14 protein-coding genes and 1 tRNA gene are annotated in these 17,503 nt (G+C 72.9%); 5 read left to right on the top strand and 10 right to left on the bottom strand.

The window, feature by feature from the left end:
* Window positions 1-17 precede the first annotated feature (17 nt).
* Window positions 18-1,163, bottom strand: coding sequence for an acyl-CoA dehydrogenase family protein (locus FB474_RS04865; RefSeq protein WP_141787618.1), 1,146 nt, complete (start codon window positions 1,161-1,163; stop codon window positions 18-20).
* A gap of 62 nt (window positions 1,164-1,225) precedes the next feature.
* On the opposite strand from FB474_RS04865, the gene FB474_RS04860 reads away from it, so the two are divergent.
* Entirely contained in the window at window positions 1,226-1,846 is a 621-nt protein-coding gene (locus tag FB474_RS04860; RefSeq protein WP_141787617.1) for a TetR-type transcription factor C-terminal domain-containing protein, read from the top strand.
* A gap of 67 nt (window positions 1,847-1,913) precedes the next feature.
* Here the strand turns inward: FB474_RS04860 and ettA are convergent, their stop codons facing one another.
* The 7 genes from ettA to FB474_RS04825 form a co-directional block, all read right to left on the bottom strand.
* Entirely contained in the window at window positions 1,914-3,596 is a 1,683-nt protein-coding gene (gene ettA / locus FB474_RS04855) for an energy-dependent translational throttle protein EttA (protein WP_141787616.1), read from the bottom strand.
* A 71-nt stretch (window positions 3,597-3,667) separates the two neighbouring features.
* A complete protein-coding gene (locus tag FB474_RS04850; protein ID WP_141787615.1) occupies window positions 3,668-4,204 on the bottom strand; it encodes a single-stranded DNA-binding protein in 537 nt (178 codons plus the stop codon).
* Window positions 4,205-4,423: 219 nt separating this feature from the next.
* Complete coding sequence (locus tag FB474_RS04845; protein WP_246092051.1) at window positions 4,424-6,103, bottom strand: GTPase; 1,680 nt, start codon at window positions 6,101-6,103, stop codon at window positions 4,424-4,426.
* Entirely contained in the window at window positions 6,100-7,818 is a 1,719-nt protein-coding gene (locus FB474_RS04840) for a P-loop NTPase family protein (RefSeq protein WP_141787614.1), read from the bottom strand. The genes FB474_RS04845 and FB474_RS04840 overlap by 4 nt, the downstream gene beginning before the upstream one ends.
* A 126-nt stretch (window positions 7,819-7,944) precedes the next feature.
* Window positions 7,945-9,069, bottom strand: a complete 1,125-nt coding sequence (locus tag FB474_RS04835) for a uroporphyrinogen-III synthase (protein ID WP_221632432.1) — start codon at window positions 9,067-9,069, stop codon at window positions 7,945-7,947.
* 84 nt (window positions 9,070-9,153) lie between these two features.
* On the bottom strand, window positions 9,154-9,465 hold the full coding sequence (locus tag FB474_RS04830) for a hypothetical protein (protein ID WP_141787613.1): 312 nt from the start codon (window positions 9,463-9,465) through the stop codon (window positions 9,154-9,156).
* Window positions 9,466-9,512: 47 nt separating this feature from the next.
* Window positions 9,513-10,934, bottom strand: coding sequence for an MFS transporter (locus tag FB474_RS04825; RefSeq protein ID WP_141787612.1), 1,422 nt, complete (start codon window positions 10,932-10,934; stop codon window positions 9,513-9,515).
* Window positions 10,935-11,240: 306 nt separating this feature from the next.
* Between FB474_RS04825 and FB474_RS04820 the strand changes: the two genes are divergently transcribed.
* Complete coding sequence (locus tag FB474_RS04820; protein ID WP_141787611.1) at window positions 11,241-12,242, top strand: ATP-binding protein; 1,002 nt, start codon at window positions 11,241-11,243, stop codon at window positions 12,240-12,242.
* 68 nt (window positions 12,243-12,310) lie between these two features.
* Here FB474_RS04820 and FB474_RS04815 read toward each other — a convergent pair whose 3' ends face one another.
* Entirely contained in the window at window positions 12,311-12,496 is a 186-nt protein-coding gene (locus FB474_RS04815; protein ID WP_141787610.1) for a hypothetical protein, read from the bottom strand.
* 182 nt (window positions 12,497-12,678) lie between these two features.
* On the opposite strand from FB474_RS04815, the gene FB474_RS04810 reads away from it, so the two are divergent.
* From FB474_RS04810 to FB474_RS04800, 3 genes are all read left to right on the top strand, one after another.
* Window positions 12,679-15,420 carry a cation-translocating P-type ATPase gene (locus tag FB474_RS04810; RefSeq protein ID WP_246092050.1) on the top strand — a complete coding sequence of 914 codons (2,742 nt, stop codon included), beginning with the start codon at window positions 12,679-12,681 and terminating at the stop codon, window positions 15,418-15,420.
* Between the two features lie 8 nt (window positions 15,421-15,428).
* Window positions 15,429-16,280, top strand: a complete 852-nt coding sequence (locus FB474_RS04805) for a sulfurtransferase (RefSeq protein WP_141787608.1) — start codon at window positions 15,429-15,431, stop codon at window positions 16,278-16,280.
* A 111-nt stretch (window positions 16,281-16,391) separates the two neighbouring features.
* On the top strand, window positions 16,392-16,880 hold the full coding sequence (locus FB474_RS04800) for a hypothetical protein (RefSeq protein ID WP_141787607.1): 489 nt from the start codon (window positions 16,392-16,394) through the stop codon (window positions 16,878-16,880).
* 530 nt (window positions 16,881-17,410) lie between these two features.
* Here FB474_RS04800 and FB474_RS04795 read toward each other — a convergent pair.
* A tRNA-Arg gene (locus FB474_RS04795) sits at window positions 17,411-17,484 on the bottom strand.
* Window positions 17,485-17,503 lie beyond the last annotated feature (19 nt).

Below are 17,503 nucleotides of genomic sequence, written 5' to 3'. Positions count from 1 at the left end.
GTGGCTCGGCGGCCGGCTCAGAGGCCGAGGTCGCGGCCGATGAGCTCCTTCATGATCTCGTTGGAGCCGGCCCAGATCTTGGTCACGCGAGCGTCCCGCCAGGCGCGGGCGACGCGGTACTCGTTCATGAAGCCGTAGCCGCCGTAGAGCTGCACGCACTCGTCGAGCACGTCGTTCTGCACCTGCGCCGACCACCACTTGGCCTTGGCCGCGTCGACGGCGGTGAGCTCGCCCTTCGCGTGCGCCACGACGCAGTCGTCGACGTAGGCCTGGGTGACCTCGAGCTTGGTCTGCATCTCGGCGATCTTGAACTTGTTGTGCTGGAACGTGCCGACCGGCTGGCCGAAGGCCTTGCGCTCCTTCACGTACTCGATCGTCTCGGCGAGGATCTGGAACGCGTGGGCGGTGTTGGACACCGCGGCGCCGACCCGCTCCTGGGGCAGGCGCTCCATCATCGCGATGAAGCCGCGGCCCTCCTCACCGATGCGGTTGGCGTCGGGCACGCGCACGTTGTCGAAGAACAGCTCGGCGGTGTCGGACTCCTCCTGGCCGACCTTGTCGAGCTTGCGGCCGCGGGTGAAGCCCTCCATGCCGGTCTCGAGCATGAACAGGGTGATGCCCTTGGCACCCTTGGACGGGTCGGTGCGGGCCGCGACGATGATGAGGTCGCCCTGGTAGCCGTTGGTGATGAACGTCTTGGAGCCGTTGACGATCCAGTCGTCACCGTCGCGCACCGCCGTGGTCTTCAGCGCCGCGAGGTCGGAGCCGCCGGAGGGCTCGGTCATGGCGATGCCGCAGATCAGCTCGCCGGCAGCCATGCGGGGCAGCCAGCGCTGCTTCTGCTCCTCGGTGCCGAGGTCGACGATGTAGGGCGGGCACACGTCGGCGTGGATGCCGAAGCACGAGGACACTGCGGCGTTGAACTTCGAGAACTCCTCCGCGGCCACCGCGTTGAACAGGAAGTCGTCGGCGCCGGCGCCGCCGTACTCCTCGGGGATGTCCAGGCCCAGCAGGCCCTGCTTGCCGGCCTCGAGCCAGACGGCACGGTCGATCGACTTGGCCGTGATGAAGTCCTCTGCGCGGGGCTTCAGGCTCCGCTCGACGAACTCGCGGACGGACGCACGGAAGGCCTCGTGGTCGGGGCCGTACACGTTGCGGGGCATGGGCTACCTCCGAGTAACTAAGCGCTTGCTTAGTCTTCGACAGGTGGGCCATGCTGTCAACCATGACGAACGCCACGTCGACCACCGGCGACACGGCGGGCGGGACGGCCCGCAGGGCCCCGGAGACCGTGCAGCGGCTCATCGACGCCGCGGCCGACGCCTTCGCGGACAAGGGGTTCCACGCCACGACCACCCGGGACATCGCGGCCCGCGCCGGCCTGAGCCCGGCAGGCGTCTACGTGCACTTCGCCAGCAAGGAGGACCTGCTCTTCCAGCTGAGCCACCAGGGCCACACCGCGGCGCTGGAGCTGGTGCAGGCGGCCCGGGAGCGGGCCGCGTCTCCCCGCGACCAGGTCGCGGCGATCGTCTCGGACTTCGCGCGCTGGCACGCCGAGCACTTCCGCACCGCCCGGATCGTGCAGTACGAGTTCCCCCACCTGTCCCCCGAGCACCGAGACCAGGTGCGGGCCCAACGCAAGCAGATCGACGCCGTCGTGCGCCAGGTGCTGGCAGCCGGCGTCCGCGCCGGCGACTTCGAGGTGCCCGACGTCCCCGGGACCACCCTGGCCCTGCTGTCGATGTGCATCGACGTGGCCCGCTGGTACGAGCCGGGGACCCGGCGCACCCCCGAGGCCATCGGCACGGCATACGGGGAGCTGGCCCAGCGGCTCGTCCGCCCCTGAGACGACGGAGCCCGCGCCCCCTCGAGGGGGACGCGGGCTCCGTCGTGTCCGTGGTATGCCGTGTGGCTCAGTCGCGGGTCAGCTTGCGGTAGGTGACGCGGTGCGGGCGGGCTGCGTCGGCGCCGAGCCGCTCGACCTTGTTCTTCTCGTAGGACTCGAAGTTGCCCTCGAACCAGAACCAGGAGCTCGGGTCCTCCTCGGTGCCCTCGTAGGCGAGGATGTGCGTCACCACGCGGTCGAGGAACCACCGGTCGTGGCTGATGACCACGGCACAGCCGGGGAAGTCGAGCAGGGCGTTCTCCAGCGAGCCCAGCGTCTCGACGTCGAGGTCGTTGGTGGGCTCGTCGAGCAGGAGCAGGTTGCCACCGAGCTTGAGGGTCAGGGCCAGGTTGAGCCGGTTGCGCTCACCACCGGAGAGCACGCCGGTCGGCTTCTGCTGGTCCGGGCCCTTGAAGCCGAAGCTGGACACGTAGGCGCGGGACGGGATCTCGACGTTGCCGACCTGGATGTAGTCCAGGCCGTCGGAGACCGTCTCCCAGACGTTGCGCTTGGGGTCCAGGCCGGAGCGGTTCTGGTCGACGTAGGAGATCTTGACCGTCTCGCCGACCTTGACCGTGCCGTCGTCGGGCTCCTCGAAGCCGACGATGGTCTTGAACAGGGTCGTCTTGCCGACGCCGTTGGGGCCGATGACACCGACGATGCCGTTGCGCGGGAGCGTGAAGCTCAGGTCGTTGATGAGGACCCGGTCCTCGAAGCCCTTGCGCAGGTGGTCGACCTCGATGACGACGCTGCCCAGGCGCGGGCCCGGCGGGATCTGGATCTCCTCGAAGTCGAGCTTGCGGGTGCGCTCGGCCTCGGCGGCCATCTCCTCGTAACGGGCCAGACGTGACTTGGACTTGGTCTGGCGGGCCTTGGCGTTGGAGCGGACCCACTCCAGCTCGTCCTTGAGGCGCTTGGCCAGCTTGGCGTCCTTCTTGCCCTGGACCTGCAGCCGCTCCTGCTTCTTCTCCAGGTAGGTCGAGTAGTTGCCCTCGTAGGGGTAGAGGTGACCGCGGTCGACCTCGGCGATCCACTGGGCGACGTTGTCGAGGAAGTACCGGTCGTGGGTGACGGCCAGCACCGCGCCCGGGTAGGAGGCCAGGTGCTGCTCGAGCCACTGCACGCTCTCGGCGTCGAGGTGGTTGGTGGGCTCGTCGAGCAGCAGCAGGTCGGGCTTGCTCAGCAGCAGCTTGCACAGCGCGACCCGGCGGCGCTCACCACCGGACAGGACGGTCACGTCGGCGTCCGGCGGCGGGCAGCGCAGCGCGTCCATCGCCTGCTCGAGCTGGGAGTCGAGGTCCCAGGCGTCGGCCGCGTCGATCGCCGTCTGGAGCTTGCCCATCTCCTCCATCAGCGCGTCGAAGTCGGCGTCCGGCTCGGCCATGAGCGCAGAGATCTCGTTGTAGCGGTCGAGCTGGGCCTTGATCTCACCCACGCCCTCCTCCACGTTGCCGAGGACGGTCTTGTCCTCGTTGAGCGGGGGCTCCTGGAGCAGGATGCCGACGCTGTAGCCCGGGGTCAGCCGCGCCTCACCGTTGGAGGGCTGGTCGAGACCGGCCATGATCTTGAGGATCGTGGACTTGCCGGCTCCGTTGGGGCCGACGACGCCGATCTTGGCGCCGGGGTAGAACGACATGCTGACGTCGTCGAGGATGACCTTGTCGCCGTGCGCCTTGCGCGCCTTGGTCATGGTGTAGATGAACTCGGGCATGGGCGTCAGGCTATCTGCCTGACGCCCAGCCGGGTTAATCAGATCCCGCCGACCGGGCAGGTCAGCACCGCTCAGGCGCCGGAGGCACCTGCCAGCGCGTAGTCGTCGGTGTCGGCGGCCTCCTCCGGGCGGTCGAACCCGCCGGCCCCCGCCCCGTCGTGCTCGCCCCCGAGGTCGACCCGGTCGAGCTCGTCGTGCGCCTCCTGGACGGCGGGGTCGGCCAGCCGGTCCTGCGGGTCGAGCTGCGGCTTGGCGACGCGGGTGAACTGCGACTGCCCGCGGGACAGGTCGTGACCGACGTTGTAGGCGTCGATCTCCACCGACGTGCCGCTGCGGTCGCCGTTGACCCACTGGTTGATCCGCATCCGCCCGTAGACGATCACCGGGTCACCCTTGTGCAGCGAGCTGGCGAGGTTGACCCCCAGCGCCCGGAAGGCCGTGACGTTGACGTAGTTGGTGCCACCGTCGATGTACTCCCCCGTCTTGCCGTCCACCCGCCGCACCGTCGAGGCGACCCGGAAGGTCACGAACGGCACCGAGGCCCGCGTGGTGCGGACCACCGGGTCCCCCACGACGTTGCCGCTGACGGTCACATAGCTCTCGTTCATCTGTGCATCCCCTCATCTGGTGTCCCGCCGACCGCTCGGCGGGTTCCTCCAGACTCGGGTCTGCACGGTGAACCGGGCCACGGGCCGGTGCGGCCTGTGGATGGTGGGACGAACCCCCACCCCCCATGTGGATGACCACACCCGGGGCGCCGGGCGGGCCTGCCGCGCCGTCGTCAGCAACAACAGGGTCAGGCCGGCCCGATCAGGCCGCCGCGCCGATCAGGCCGCCGCACCGGCCTCCTCGAGCAGCTCCCGGGTGCGCCGGTGCTCGGCCAGCACGGCCTCCAGCGGGGCGACGATGTGCGTGTCGGCGACCTCGGTCACGGCCTCCTCGAGCCGGCCGGCGACCAGCTCCTTGCGCCGGCGGGCCCCCACCTGCGCCGCGGACCGGCAGCCGAACCCGAGCAGGAAGCCCAGCACCAGCCCGGCGATGAGCAGCACGGTCGGCAGCGGCACCGGACCCACGTAGGGCGTGGGCACGGCAGGCAGGCGCAGCCAGCCCATGACCGACAGCACCCCGAGCCAGACCGCGCCGGCGACGGCAGCCGCGGCGAGCACCATCTGGGCGATCCCGGTGACGGCCCACCAGAGCGGCTTGCTCGCCCGCAGCGGCGTCTGCAGGACCGCCTGGTCGAGCGCGTCGGTCAGCTCGGGGCGCTGCTCCTGGGCTGCGTCGGCGACTGCGTCCGCCCACGGCTGGGGCAGGCCCTCGGCGGCCTGGTCGACCAGGTCGCGGGTGGCGAGGTCGACGGCGGCCCGGGCGGCAGGCGTGGCCGGGGGCAGGGAGGAGCGGCCGAGCACGGCCCGGACGTCGGCGGCGGTGATGCCCGGCACGGCGGTGTCGGACTTCTCCGGCTGCAGCCGCAGCCGGGTCAGCGGGTCGGGCCGGAAGGCGCGCACCCAGCGGGTGAACGGCCACCCGGTGCGGGCCCATGCCTCACGCCGGTAGTCGCGCTCGACGGCAGCCAGGATGGTCGGGACCCCGGCGGCGCGGATGAGCGCCTCGACCAGGGGGCCGTCGGCGGCCCCCTCGAGGCTGGGCTCAGTGTCGGCGACGGCGTCGCGCAGGCGGCCCGCGGCATACCGCAGGTCACCGGCGAGGCGCTGCTGGGCTGCGGTGCGGCGGCTGACCGCCTCCCCCAGCTCACGGCGCAGGTCGCGGATCCCCTGGCCGGTGTGGGCCGAGGTGACGATGACCTCCGCGCCCGTGGCGCCGTCCTCGTGGACCAGGCGGGTCAGGTCGGCGCGGCACGCGGCGAGGTACTCCGGGGAGAGGCGGTCGGCCTGGTTGAAGACCACCAGCGTGACCGCCGCGTGGCTGGCCAGGGTGCGGATGTACTCGTCGTGCAGGCGGGCGTCGGCGTACTTCTGCGGGTCGGTCACCCAGACGAACACGTCGGCGAGGTCGAGCACCCGGTCCGCCTCGGCGCGGTGCTCGGCGTTGGTCGAGTCGAAGTCGGGAAGGTCGAGCAGGACCAGGCCCTCGAGGACCTCGGCATCCTCACCCGCGTCGTGCCCCTCGACGGCGTGCCGGCGGCCCACCCCGAGCCAGTCCAGCAGGCGGGTGGCCGGCTCGGCGCCCCAGACGCCGGCCGTCGGCAGCGACGTCGTGGGCCGGCGGGTGCCGACGTCGGCGACGTCACCGTTGACCAGCACGTTGAACAGGCTCGACTTGCCGCTGCCCGTGGCGCCGGCCAGGGCGACGACGGTGTGCCCACCGGTGATCGCGGTGCGCTCGTCGACCTTGTTGACGATGCTCTTGGCGATGCGGCGGTCGGCCGGGTCGAAGCGGGTGCCGCCGGCCTCCAGCGCGGCCCGCAGCGCGACGGCCTGTGCCCCGAGGTCCCCCACCGCCGGGGCGGTGGTGTTGGGGCGTGACCCCAGCTTGAGGATGCTCACCGCGCGGCCTCCACCGCTGCGGCCGCGTCGGTCAGCTGCTTCGCCTGCGATGCCACCACTTCCACGCTCTCGAGTGCACGGTCGAAGCGCTCGCGCTCCTGCGCGTAGAGCGCCTCGACCTGGTCCATGAGTTGCTTGCGGGCCTTGAGCGCGAGGGTGCGCACGGCCTGGTCCCCGAAGATCGCCTCGAGCAGCCGCTGCGCGAGAACGGCCGCGCCACCGGCGACACCGACCTCCGCCCCGCTGAGGCCCCACGTCTGGCTGAACACGACCAGCATGAGCACGACGGCCAGGCCGTTGACGCCGAAGGCCATGATCCGCGCGGTCGTGCGCCGGTCCTTGCCCTCGGCCCGGACCAGCTCCAGCAGCTGCCCCTGCCAGTCGCGCACGAGGCGCTCGACCCGCTCGTCGAGGTCGGCGGAGGGGTGGGCCAGCTCGGGGTGCTCCTCCAGGAGGGCGGCCCCGCCGGGCAGCTGCCGCCAGCGGCGCGCGGTGGTCGCCGCGGCACCCTGGGCGTAGGCGCGCAGCAGCTCGGCGACACCGGACTGCAGCGCCTCGCCGAGCGGCGCGGCCGGCGGCGGCGTGCCCTTGATCGCGGAGGTGAAGCGGTCGCGCCAGCTGCTGATGTGGGCCTCGACGTGACGCAGGAACTCCCCCGTGCCGACCAGCTGCTGCCACCGGGCGAGGACCTCCCCACGCAGCAGGGTGCCCTCGCTGATGCCGGACTCCACGGCCTCGACAGCCTGGGCGTGGGCCCGCTCCGCGGCACGGCGCAGCTCCTGGGTGGCCTCGTGCTGGGCCTGGCTGGCCTGGGCCAGGTCGGCGACCCGGTCACGCAGCGAGTCCAGCGCCCCGCCAAGGGTGCGGCGGACGATGATCGAACGGGCCTTGGCGTCGCGGGCGAGCGCGGCCAGCCAGGACCGGATCCGGGCCACCTCCTGCGGCTGGAGGTGTCCCTCCCGGGTCAGCGTGGCCTCGGGGACGGTGAAGATCGGGGCGGAGGCCAGGCCCTCGCCGCGCAGCATCTCGCTGAGGTGGCCCCGGACCTCCTCCATGTGCTCGCGGGGCACCCGCGCGAGCACGATGGCGACCGAGGTGCCTCGCTCGGCGGCCTGCCGCAGCATCGCCCACGGCACCGCGTCGGCGTAGCGCGAGGACGTGGTGACGAACAGCCACAGGTCGGCGGCCGAGAGCAGCTCCGCCGCGAGCTCGCGGTTGGGCCGCACGACCGAGTCGATGTCCGGGGCGTCCAGCAGCGCCAGGCCCGAGGGCAGGGCGTTGGACTCGACGAGACGCACCTCGGAGGGGTCGTCGACGGCGTGCAGGCCACCGGTGCCCGTGCCGCCGCGGACCCGCTCCAGCCCGGGCAGGACCCGGTGGCTGGTGAACCACTGGTCGTCCTCGGGGTTGTGCACGAGCACCGAGGCCCGCGTGGTCGGGCGCAGCACACCGCTGCGGCTGACCGTCGCGCCGACGATCGAGTTGATGAGGGTGGACTTGCCCGCTCCGGTGGAGCCGCCGATCACCGCGAGCAGCGGGGCGTCCATGGCCTTGAGGCGGGGCAGGACGTAGTCGTCGAGCTGGTCGAGCAACGCTTCCTGGGCGTCGCGGGCGACGTCCACGGCGCCCGTGTCGATCGGGAAGCGGGTGACTGCTACGAGGTCGCGCAGCTCACCCGCTGCCTCCAGCAGACCCTCGTCAACGACCCCGCGCATCACAAGGCGCAAGCCTGCCGTTTTCGTCGCGCGGACTCAACTTCGGCTCGCCGTCAGCAACATCACGAAGCGTCCCACCAGCGGCCACACGGTGCAACGGCACGGGCGCCACAGCAGCACCAGGCCTCACAGCGGGACCGCGAGCCGGTATCCGCGCTTGGTCACCGTCCGCACCAGCCCCGGCCCGATCGCGCGACGCAGGCGCGCGACGGTGGCCTCGACCGCGTGCTCGGTGCGCAACCCGTCCCCCGGCAGCATCGCCAGGAGCTCGGCTCGGGAGAGGACGTGGCCGGGACGGCCGGCGAGGGCGCGCAGCATCGCCCGCGGCCCCGGGGTGAGCCGCACCTCCACCCCGTCGAGCAGCACCTGCTCCCCCCGCAGCACGAGCTCGTGGTCGGCCACGACCAGCCGGGTGCCCTGCCGGCGGGTGGCCAGGGCGTCGCCCAGCCCGGCGACCAGCTCGGCCAGCCGCGCACGGGCGGGACGGATGGTCGGCACCCCCCACGCGTCGAACACCTCGGCGGTGACCGGCCCGATGCACGCCGTGACCACGTCCCGGCGCAGCGCCGTCAGGAAGTCACCGTGCCGGCCGGTGTCGGCGGCGACCTCGAGCAGCACCCGCGCCGCCGGGGCGGACGTGAAGGTGATGGCGTCGAGCTCGCGGTCGGCGACCAGGCCGACCATGCGGTAGAGCGGGTCCCGGTCCGCGGCCACGCTGAACCGGTGCACGGTGGCCGTGCTGACGTGACCACCGCGCGAGCGCAGCGTCGCCGTCAGGCCGGGCGCCGACGACCCGTGCTCCTGCACGATGATCCGTCGCCCGTGCAGCTGACGGCCGCCGAGGTGGGCCAGCACGTCCTCCATGGCCTCGGAGTCCGAGGCCCAGGTCTCCCGCAGGCCGGCGGAGCGCAGCGCCGCCACCGACCGTGGCCCGCGCGCGAAGATCTCGGCCCGACGCAGCGAGGCCACCAGCTCGCGCCGCCTCCCCCACTCCGCCGCCGCCTCCAGCCAGCCGCTCATGCCCAGCCCGGTCGTGGCGATGAGCATCTCCGGCGGGCGCTCGATGCACCGGGCGGTCACCGCCCGCAGCGCCGCGTCGTCCGGGCACGGCGTGATCGCCAGCGCCGGGGCCGCCTCCACCCGTGCTCCCCGCCGCTCCAGCAGCGCGGCGAGCTCGTCGCCGCGGCGACTGCTCGTGATACCGATCCTGCTGTCCACCAGCGCACCCACCGCGCCTGCCCGCATCGTCATCGACGCCTCCTCCCTGTGTCCGGGACGGTAGGCGGGACAGGTCAAGGCAGCGTTTCGCCACGTAACGGCTGGGAAAACTGTTGGTCACCCCTGGCGCTCGGCACCACCGAGCCCGATCACCGCGGCGGCCCCGAGGACCGCGGGCAGCAGGAGCAGCCCGATCGAGGCCAGCGCGATGATCATGGAGACCGCCAGCGCCGCCACGGCGAGGATGAGGACGAACATCGGCGCGCGCCTGATCGCGGCGCCGGCCAGGAAGAGCCCGGCGACACCGACGAGGGCGACGTACCACCACGCGACCGGGGTGTCCCCCTGCTGGTCGATGAGCGCGACGTAGACGAGCAGGTATGCCGTGACCCAGACGGCCGTGGCCGCGGCGAGGTAGCGGGCGCGCACCCTGACATCCCAGCACCTGCCGCGGTGCGGCACCACAGGAAACGTGATCAGACCGCCTGGGCGACGCCCGTGTCGGCCGGGGCAGGCAGGACCGCCTTGGCCGGAGCCGTGGCGGCGGACTCCTCGGCCACCACCGCCGCGGGCTCCTCGGCAGCCAGCGCGGCGGGCTCCTCGACCGGCTCGGCGGCCGGCTCGACGACCAGCAGCTGGGCGACCGGCTCAGCGGCCGGCTCGTCCACCCGTTCGGAGGCCGGCTCGGTCAGCGTCAGGCGGCGCACGGAGGGAGAGCACAGGGCCGCCAGGGTGGCCAGGACCACCATGCCCGCGCAGAGCTCCAGGGCGTGTGCCGTCTTGATGGCCGTGGCCAGAGGGCCGGCGACCAGCAGGCCGAGCGGGGCGAAGGCCAGGGAGCCGAACAGGTCATAGGCGCTGACCCGGGACATCGCCTCCATGGGCACCTCGCGCTGGATGGTGCTGACCCACAGCACCGCGCAGACGTCGGCCGCCACGCCGCACAGGAACATGGCGCCGGCGCTGACCCACAGCGGGGCGCCGAACCCGAGCGAGGCCATCGGCAGGGCCGAGACCAGGGTCACCAGGACCGTGGCCAGGATCGGTCGCCGAGCCCGCACGCGGGTGGCGACGACGGCACCGAGGATGCTGCCCGCGGCCTGAGCGGCGACCAGCAGGGCCCAGCCGCGGGCTCCCCCGAGCTGGTCGCGGGCACGCAGGGGGCCGAGCACGCCCAGAGTGGCCATCATCGCGGCCAGCACGAACGCCCCCTGCACGACGACCACCCACAGCCACTGGCGCGAGGAGAACTCGCGCCAGCCGTGCCGGAGGTCGGACAGCGCCGACCCGTGCAGCGGGGCCCGGGAGGGCAGTTTCATCCCGAGTACCAGCACCGCGCTGAGGACGAACGAGGCGGCATTGGCCGCGAGGGCCCAACCGGGACCGAACACTGCTGCCGTGACGCCGGACAGGGCCAGGCCCAGCACCATGGCGACGTTCTGTCCCACACGCAGCACGGCGTTGGCCGCCTGGAGCTGCTCGGGGGCGACGAACTCCGGGAGCACCCCGCTGAGGGCCGGCATCAGCAGCGCGCCTGCCAGTCCCGACAGCGCGGCGGCAACCAGGATCGCTGGCAGGGGTGCCCATCCGGTCAGCTGCATCGCGGCCAGCGCGCCCCAGGCCACCGCCGCGAGCAGCTCGGCCCCGACGATGAGCCGGTAGCGCGAGAAGCGGTCGCCGATGACGCCCGCGGCCAGGATGAACACCAGCGCGGGCAGTGCCTGGACGGCGAGGACCAGCGAGAGCCGGGCTGGGGTGGCGCCGGGCATCGCCAGGATCGCAAAGGCCAGGGCCACCCGGCCGAAGCCGGAGCCCAAGGTCGAGATCGTGCGCGCCGCAGCCAGCCGCAGGAAGCGGCGGTCCCGGAGCACACCCGTCGTCGGTGACACGTCCCCCATGGGACCGGGACTCTAGGGCTTGCGCCACCCGAAGAGACCCTGCTTGACCAAGATTAGAGCCACGACTGACCCATTCGGGGAGCGCGGGAACGATTCAGGCAGAAGGCCGTTCGCGCCGACCTCTCCGGAGCGCCGCCGTCCTGCCGGCCGGGAGTGTCGGCCGCGATCCGGCTCGACCGGTCGATGGCCGAGGCGCAGCGGGCGGTGCCGAACGTGCCGGCGCCCGGATGAGCCCTCGCGTCCGGACCTGGCACCCCACGAGCAGGGCGGTTCGCGCCGCGGACAGGACGGGAAGAGAATGGGCCGGTGGACTGGTTCCTCAAGGCCGATGACGCCAGCGCCGTCGGCGAGCTCCGACGTGAGGTCGTGGCCTACCTGCGCCGCCACGGAGAGCCCGGCAGCGAGGTCGAGGACGCCGAGCTCGCGCTCAGCGAGGTCGTCGGCAACGCGGTGCGCCACGCCGGCGGTCCGGTGTGGGTCTCGCTGTCCTGGGCACAGCCCCAACCGGTGCTCACCGTGCGCGACCTCGGGCCCGGCTTCGACCCGGCCCGGCTCGCGCAGCCGGTCACCCTGGCACCCAGGGCCGGGTCCGCGACCCTGGCCGAGGCGGGGCTCGGGCTCTTCCTCGTCTCGCAGGTGACGCCCAGCCTGGCGGCCGAGGTGCGCCGTGCCGGCGGGATGACCGTGTCGGTGACCCTGCCGGTCAACCGGGCCCCCGCGGTAAGCCACGACCCTCCGCTGCGCACCTTCGGCGCACTCCCGGAGCTGGACGAGGCGCTGCCGGGAGGCGGCTTCGGCAAGGAGTCGTTCCTGCGCGCCCTGGTCGTCCAGCTGGCCCGGACGGTGGAGACGCAGCAGGGCCCCGACGCCGCCGCGGCGGCCGTCGCCCAGGTCGGTGCCGACATCGGCGGGCAGATGGAGGAGGAGTTCCGCGCCGCCGAGGCCATCGTCGGGCGCCTGACGCCGGAGCAGATGGCCGACTGCTACGTCCGGCTGAAGCACGCCATCGACGGCGGCTTCTACGTCATCGAGGCCACCGAGCACCGCATCGTGCTGGGCAACACCCGCTGTCCGTTCGGGGACGTGGTCCAGCGCGCCCCTTCCCTGTGCCGGATGACCTCCAGCGTGTTCGGCGGGATCGCCGCCCGCAACAGCGACCACGGCGTGGCGGTGCTGCTCGAGGAGCGCATCGCCGTCGGGGACCCGGGCTGCCGGGTGGTGGTGGACCTCGCCCCAGCCCCCGAAGGCGGCCGGCCGCTGGCGCACGAGTACGCCGCGGCGGCGGACGCCACGCTGTTCCCCGGCTGAGCCGCGGTGGCCGGCGTCCACGCCGGCCCCGGGCGCGGCGTCCTGGGCGCAGCTGCGGCCGGGCGCGGTCAGGCTCGCTCGCGCGCCACCTCGGCGCCGGGCTCGGCCGGCGTCTGGGCGCCGTGGCCCGAGACCTCGCAGGCACACCAGCCGGCGCACCCCTCGTGGATGCCGCTTCGGCAGTCGAGGCACGCGGCGGGTGGACGCGCGCCGGACCCGTTCGGCACGAGGCGGTCGAGCAGCTGGCGAAGCACGCGGTCCTCCGGCGGACTGGGGTTCCCTGGTCGGGCTGATCCCACCACACCACGCCGTGCTTCGTGGTGGCTGGGCCGAACCTGAGGATTGGCTGGACGAGCGGTCCGCCGGGGTCGTTCGCCTCTTGCGGGGGCCGGGGTCCCGACGGCTAATGGGCAGGTCGTCGGGTGCAGGAGGTGTCGTGGACCAGTCCGTCGATCCCCTCGCGCACACCCCGGACAGCTCGGTGGACCCGCAGGAGTCGCTGGAACGCCTGCTGCGCGACCTGCGCACCCGTCGCGAGGGACTCTCGGACCGCGAGGCCGCCCGCCGGCTGCAGGCGGGCGGCCCCAACGAGCTGGTGCGACGTGGTGGCACCCAGTGGCCCCGCCAGCTGGTCGACCAGCTCGTGCACCCGTTGGCGCTGCTGTTGTGGGTCGCGGCCCTGCTCGCGGAGGTCAGCGGCACACCGGCGCTGTCGGTGGCGATCGTGGCGGTCATCCTGCTCAACGCCGTGTTCGCCTTCGCCCAGGAGCGACAGGCCGAGAAGGCGGTCGAGGCCCTGTCGGCGTACCTGCCTCCCCAGGCACGCGCGATACGCGACGGGGTCACCCGCCTGCTGGACGCCCGGATGCTCGTCCCCGGCGACGTCCTTGTGCTCAGCGAGGGTGACCGCGTCTCGGCGGACGCGCGCCTGCTCACGGGGTCGGTCGAGGTCGACATCTCGATGCTCACCGGCGAGTCCATGCCGGTTCTGCGCACCCCCCTGCCGGCCACGGGACACCGGCCACTGCTCCAGGCCCACGACCTGTTGTTCAGTGGGACGAGCTGCACCGGCGGCGAGGCGACCGCGGTGGTGTTCGCGACCGGGATGCGCACCGAGCTCGGTCGGATCGCGGCGCTGTCCCAGCGAGTGGAGCACGAGGAGAGCCCCCTCGAGCGACAGGTCAGGCACGTGGCGCGGCTGATCGCCGTGGTCGCGGTGGTCATCGGGGTGGCGTTCATCCCGCTGGGCACGGTGTTCGCCGGGCTGTCCCTCGGCCAGACCGTTAACTTCGCCATCGGCCTGCTCGTGGCGAACGTCCCGGAGGGCCTGCTGCCGACCATCACCCTGGCACTGGCCGTCGGGGTGCGGGCCCTGGCCCGGCGCGGCGCCCTCGTCAAGCGGATCTCCGCGGTGGAGACACTGGGGTCGACCAGCGTGATCTGCACCGACAAGACCGGGACGTTGACCCTCAACCGGATGCGGGTCGTGCGCTGCTGGACCACGCAGGGCGAGGTTGCGGTGGCCTCCGTCCGGTCTCCGGTCAGCGGCCCACTGGCACGGATGGTGCAGGCGGGGGTGTCGTGCAACAACGCCAGCTGGGACCCGACGCGGGCCGACTCCGAGGCTGGGGACTCCACCGAGCTGGCCCTGCTGCACCTGGCCGACGCCGTCGACGTGGCTTTCCCCGCCGGGCACACCGACCGGCTCCTGCAGTTCCACTTCGACCCCCAGCTGCGCCGGATGACGTCGGTGGACCGGTCCGGGGACGGCGCCGTGGCGCGGGTCAAGGGGGCGCCCGAGGAGGTCCTCCCCCGGTGCACCTCGGTGGCTTGCGACGGAGCCGAGCAGCCGCTTGACGCGCCGACGCGGGCGATGCTCGACGAGCTCGTCGCCACCTGGGCGCGCGAGGGGCTGCGCGTGCTGGCCGTCGCCGATCGCGCGCTGGCCCGTGACGAGCTGGCCCGCCTGACCAGGTCCGCCGCCGAGGACGGCCTCACCTTGCTGGGCCTCGTGGCACTGGAGGACCCGCCGCGACCTGAGGTGCGCGAGGCCGTGGCGCGGTGCCACGCGGCGGGAATGCGCCTGATCGTGGTCACCGGCGACCACGGGCTGACCGCACGCGAGATCGCCAGCAAGGTCGGCATCGGAGGGCCCGGGACCCCGATCGTGACCGGTCGGGACCTGGAACGGATGCCCGAGGCGGACCTGGACGTGCTGCTGGCCCGCCACCGGGAGCTCATCTTCGCGCGCAGCTCGCCCGAGGCGAAGCTGCGGATCGCCGACGCCCTGCAGGACCAGGGCCAGGTCGTGGCGATGACCGGTGACGGGGTGAACGACGCGCCGGCACTGCGGCGGGCCGACATCGGCGTGGCGATGGGGCGTTCGGGGACCGACGTCGCCCGCGAGGCGGCGACCATGGTGCTGACCGACGACAACTTCGCCACCATCGTCAGCGCCGTCGAGGCGGGCCGGCAGGTCTACGAGAACGTGCGCAAGTTCATCGTCTACATCTTCGCCCACGCCACCCCGGAGGTCGTGCCGTTCCTGGTCTACGCCCTCTCCGGCGGCCGGATCCCGTTGCCGCTGACGGTGATGCAGATCCTGGCCATCGACCTGGGCACCGAGACGCTGCCCGCCCTCGCCCTGGGCCGCGAGCCGGCCGAGCCGGGCCTGATGGACCGGGCCCCGCGGCGACGCGGGCAGAACGTCATCGACGGCCCGATGCTGGCCCGGGCCTGGGGCCTGCTCGGCGGGGTCTCGGCGGTCCTGGTGACCAGCGTCTTCCTGGTCACGCTGCTGCACGGGGGCTGGACCCTCGGCGCCGATGTCGACTCCGGGCGGCTGCACCACGTGTGGCTGCAGGCGACCACGATGACCTTCCTCGGCATCGTGGCCTGCCAGGTCGGCACCGCTGTGGCCGCACGCACCCAGCACTCCTCGTTGCGCCAGGTCGGGTTCACCAGCAACCGGCTGCTGCTGTGGGGCATCGCCTTCGAGCTGGCCTTCGCGTCCGCCGTAGTGGCCGTGCCGGCGCTGCAGCGCGTGTTCGGCACGGCCATCCCGCAACCGTGGCTGCTCCTGCTGCTCCTGCCGTTCCCGGTGCTGGTCTGGGGTGTCGACGAGACCTGGCGGTGGTGGCGGCGTAGGACCGCCCGGATGCCGGCCGCTTTGGCATGATCCGCGGCATGGACGAGCTGATCACCGCAGCGGACCTGGCCTCCCGGCTCGGCGAGGTCAGCGTGCTGGACGTGCGCTACAGCCGCGAAGGGCCTTCAGGGCGCGAGGAGTTCCTGCGCGGGCACCTCCCCGGGGCTGCCTTCGTCGACCTCGACGCCGACCTGGCCGCCCCTCCCGCCGCGGGGCGCCACCCGCTGCCCGACCCCGGGCACTTCGCCGCCGCGATGCGCCGGTGCGGGGTCTTCGCGGACCGGCCGGTCGTGGTCCTCGACGACGCCGCCAACACGTTCGCGGCGCGGTGCTGGTGGTTGCTGCGCCACCACGGTCACGACCAGGTCCTGCTCCTCGACGGCGGGTGGGCCGCCTGGCTCCGCTCTGGCGGACCGGTCGAGACCGGTGAGGCGGCAGTGCCTCCCGGGGACTTCCGCGCGGCACCCGGCCGGCTGCCCGTGCTCGATGCGGCCGGGGCCGCGCGGGTCGCCCGCGAGGGCGTCCTGGTCGACGCACGGGCCCCCGAGCGCTACCGCGGGGAGGTCGAGCCTCTCGACCCGGTGGCCGGGCACATCCCCGGCGCCGTCAACGTGCCGACGTCCGACAACCTGGACGGCGCCGGCTTCCGCCCGACCGCGCAGCTGCGAGCGCGTTATGCCCTGGCCGGGGTCACCGACGAGACCGAGGTCGGCGTCTACTGCGGCTCGGGCGTCACCGCCGTCCACGACGTCTTTGCGTTGCAGCTGCTGGGGATTCGCGCTGCGCTGTATGTCGGGTCGTGGAGCGAGTGGGTGAGCGACCCCTCTCGTCCGGTGGCCCTCGGCGAGCGCGCCGACGGCGACGGCGTCGATGCCCGTACTGCCGGGTAACCCGGGTCTGGGTAGGGTCGTTGCCAGGGTGCAGGGCCCGACGCCAGTGCCGGGGCTGGTGTCACCGGGGCCCTGACCTGCGGCTGCCCCCCACCTCTGAGGAGACTCCCGATGCTGCCCCCGCCGACGGTCAAGGTCTGGATGGTCAGCCTGAGCACAGCCTCGGTCATCGGCCTGGGCATCGGTGCGGTCTGGGCGCACCTGGACGCGCCGGCCGCCTCGGCCCCGGCGGCGACCCAGCAGCAGCCCGGGCCGGCCACCACACCGGTGGCTGCCACCCCCGCCGGCAACGACACGACCGCCACTGGTTCCACCGCCGCTTCCGGCATCGGGCCCACGCACGACGTCCCAGGCAGCGACCAGGGCACGACGTCGGCCACTCCGGTCGCGCGGCCGACCAGCTCGACCGCGGCGCCGAGGCCGTCCGAGGGCCCGACCACGCCCCGGAGCACGACCCCGCAGCCGTCGACGTCAGGCACCGGGCCGACCAGCGCGCCGCCCAGCCCGACCAGCACGTCCCCCTCGCCGACGAGCTCGAGCCCTCAGCCCTCGCCGACCAGCACGGGACAGACCGACCCGCCCACGCTGCCGGGCACCTGACCGGCAGAGCCGGCCCGCCCCGCGGTTGAGAGTCGTTTCGGCCCGGGGCCAGACCGCCCGTAGAGGGCAGTGCGCCACCAAGAAGGCGAAGACGCTCGGCGGCGCACTCTTGCGGCAGGTGCGTGCGCTCTCGTGCCTGGGCTGGCAGCATCCTGAGGTGCCCCCCGGCCAATGGGGCCCTCGCCAGGGAGGTGAATAGTCGATGTGGCGTCCCTTCGTGCTCGCAGCCCTCCTCTTGATCTCGTTTCTCGGCTTGGTGGCCCAGGCCTTGCCACATGGACACCTTGCCCGCGGACTTCTCTACCTGCTGGCCGCCTTGGGCTGCTTCCTTGTCCTGGTGGTCCCACATCTTGTCCGGCGCCGGGTTGTACGACACCACGTTGCGATTCCACTAGGGCGCCATTCACGTCCGCCGACCTAAGTCGTCGGGGTGGCGTCGTGCTTCATTCAGGACGTCACGACAACGGCAGCATCAGCACGTGGGAGGCGCTGGGGCGGGAAGGGCAATCCATGCCGATTGAAACAACCTGTGCCCCCGGCAGGACTCGAACCTGCGACCCAGAGATTAGAAGGCTCTTGCTCTATCCAGCTGAGCTACGAGGGCTCGTCGCGGGTGCCCGAGG

This window comes from Oryzihumus leptocrescens (genome assembly GCF_006716205.1).
Taxonomy (GTDB): Bacteria; Actinomycetota; Actinomycetes; order Actinomycetales; family Dermatophilaceae; genus Oryzihumus; species Oryzihumus leptocrescens.
Note: the sequence above shows the minus strand (reverse complement) of the source record. Positions and strands in the feature narration are given on the sequence as shown.

What these genes read in the sequence shown, in the direction of transcription:
- FB474_RS04835 (WP_221632432.1), bottom strand. Translation starts at nt 9,069, where the DNA reads ATGACGATGCGGGCAGGCGCGGTGGGTGCGCTGGTGGACAGCAGGATC.
- FB474_RS04825 (WP_141787612.1), bottom strand. Translation starts at nt 10,934, where the DNA reads ATGGGGGACGTGTCACCGACGACGGGTGTGCTCCGGGACCGCCGCTTC.
- FB474_RS04860 (WP_141787617.1), top strand. Translation starts at nt 1,226, where the DNA reads ATGACGAACGCCACGTCGACCACCGGCGACACGGCGGGCGGGACGGCC.
- FB474_RS04805 (WP_141787608.1), top strand. Translation starts at nt 15,429, where the DNA reads ATGGACGAGCTGATCACCGCAGCGGACCTGGCCTCCCGGCTCGGCGAG.
- FB474_RS04850 (WP_141787615.1), bottom strand. Translation starts at nt 4,204, where the DNA reads ATGAACGAGAGCTATGTGACCGTCAGCGGCAACGTCGTGGGGGACCCG.
- ettA (WP_141787616.1), bottom strand. Translation starts at nt 3,596, where the DNA reads ATGCCCGAGTTCATCTACACCATGACCAAGGCGCGCAAGGCGCACGGC.
- FB474_RS04840 (WP_141787614.1), bottom strand. Translation starts at nt 7,818, where the DNA reads ATGCGCGGGGTCGTTGACGAGGGTCTGCTGGAGGCAGCGGGTGAGCTG.
- FB474_RS04800 (WP_141787607.1), top strand. Translation starts at nt 16,392, where the DNA reads ATGCTGCCCCCGCCGACGGTCAAGGTCTGGATGGTCAGCCTGAGCACA.
- FB474_RS04865 (WP_141787618.1), bottom strand. Translation starts at nt 1,163, where the DNA reads ATGCCCCGCAACGTGTACGGCCCCGACCACGAGGCCTTCCGTGCGTCC.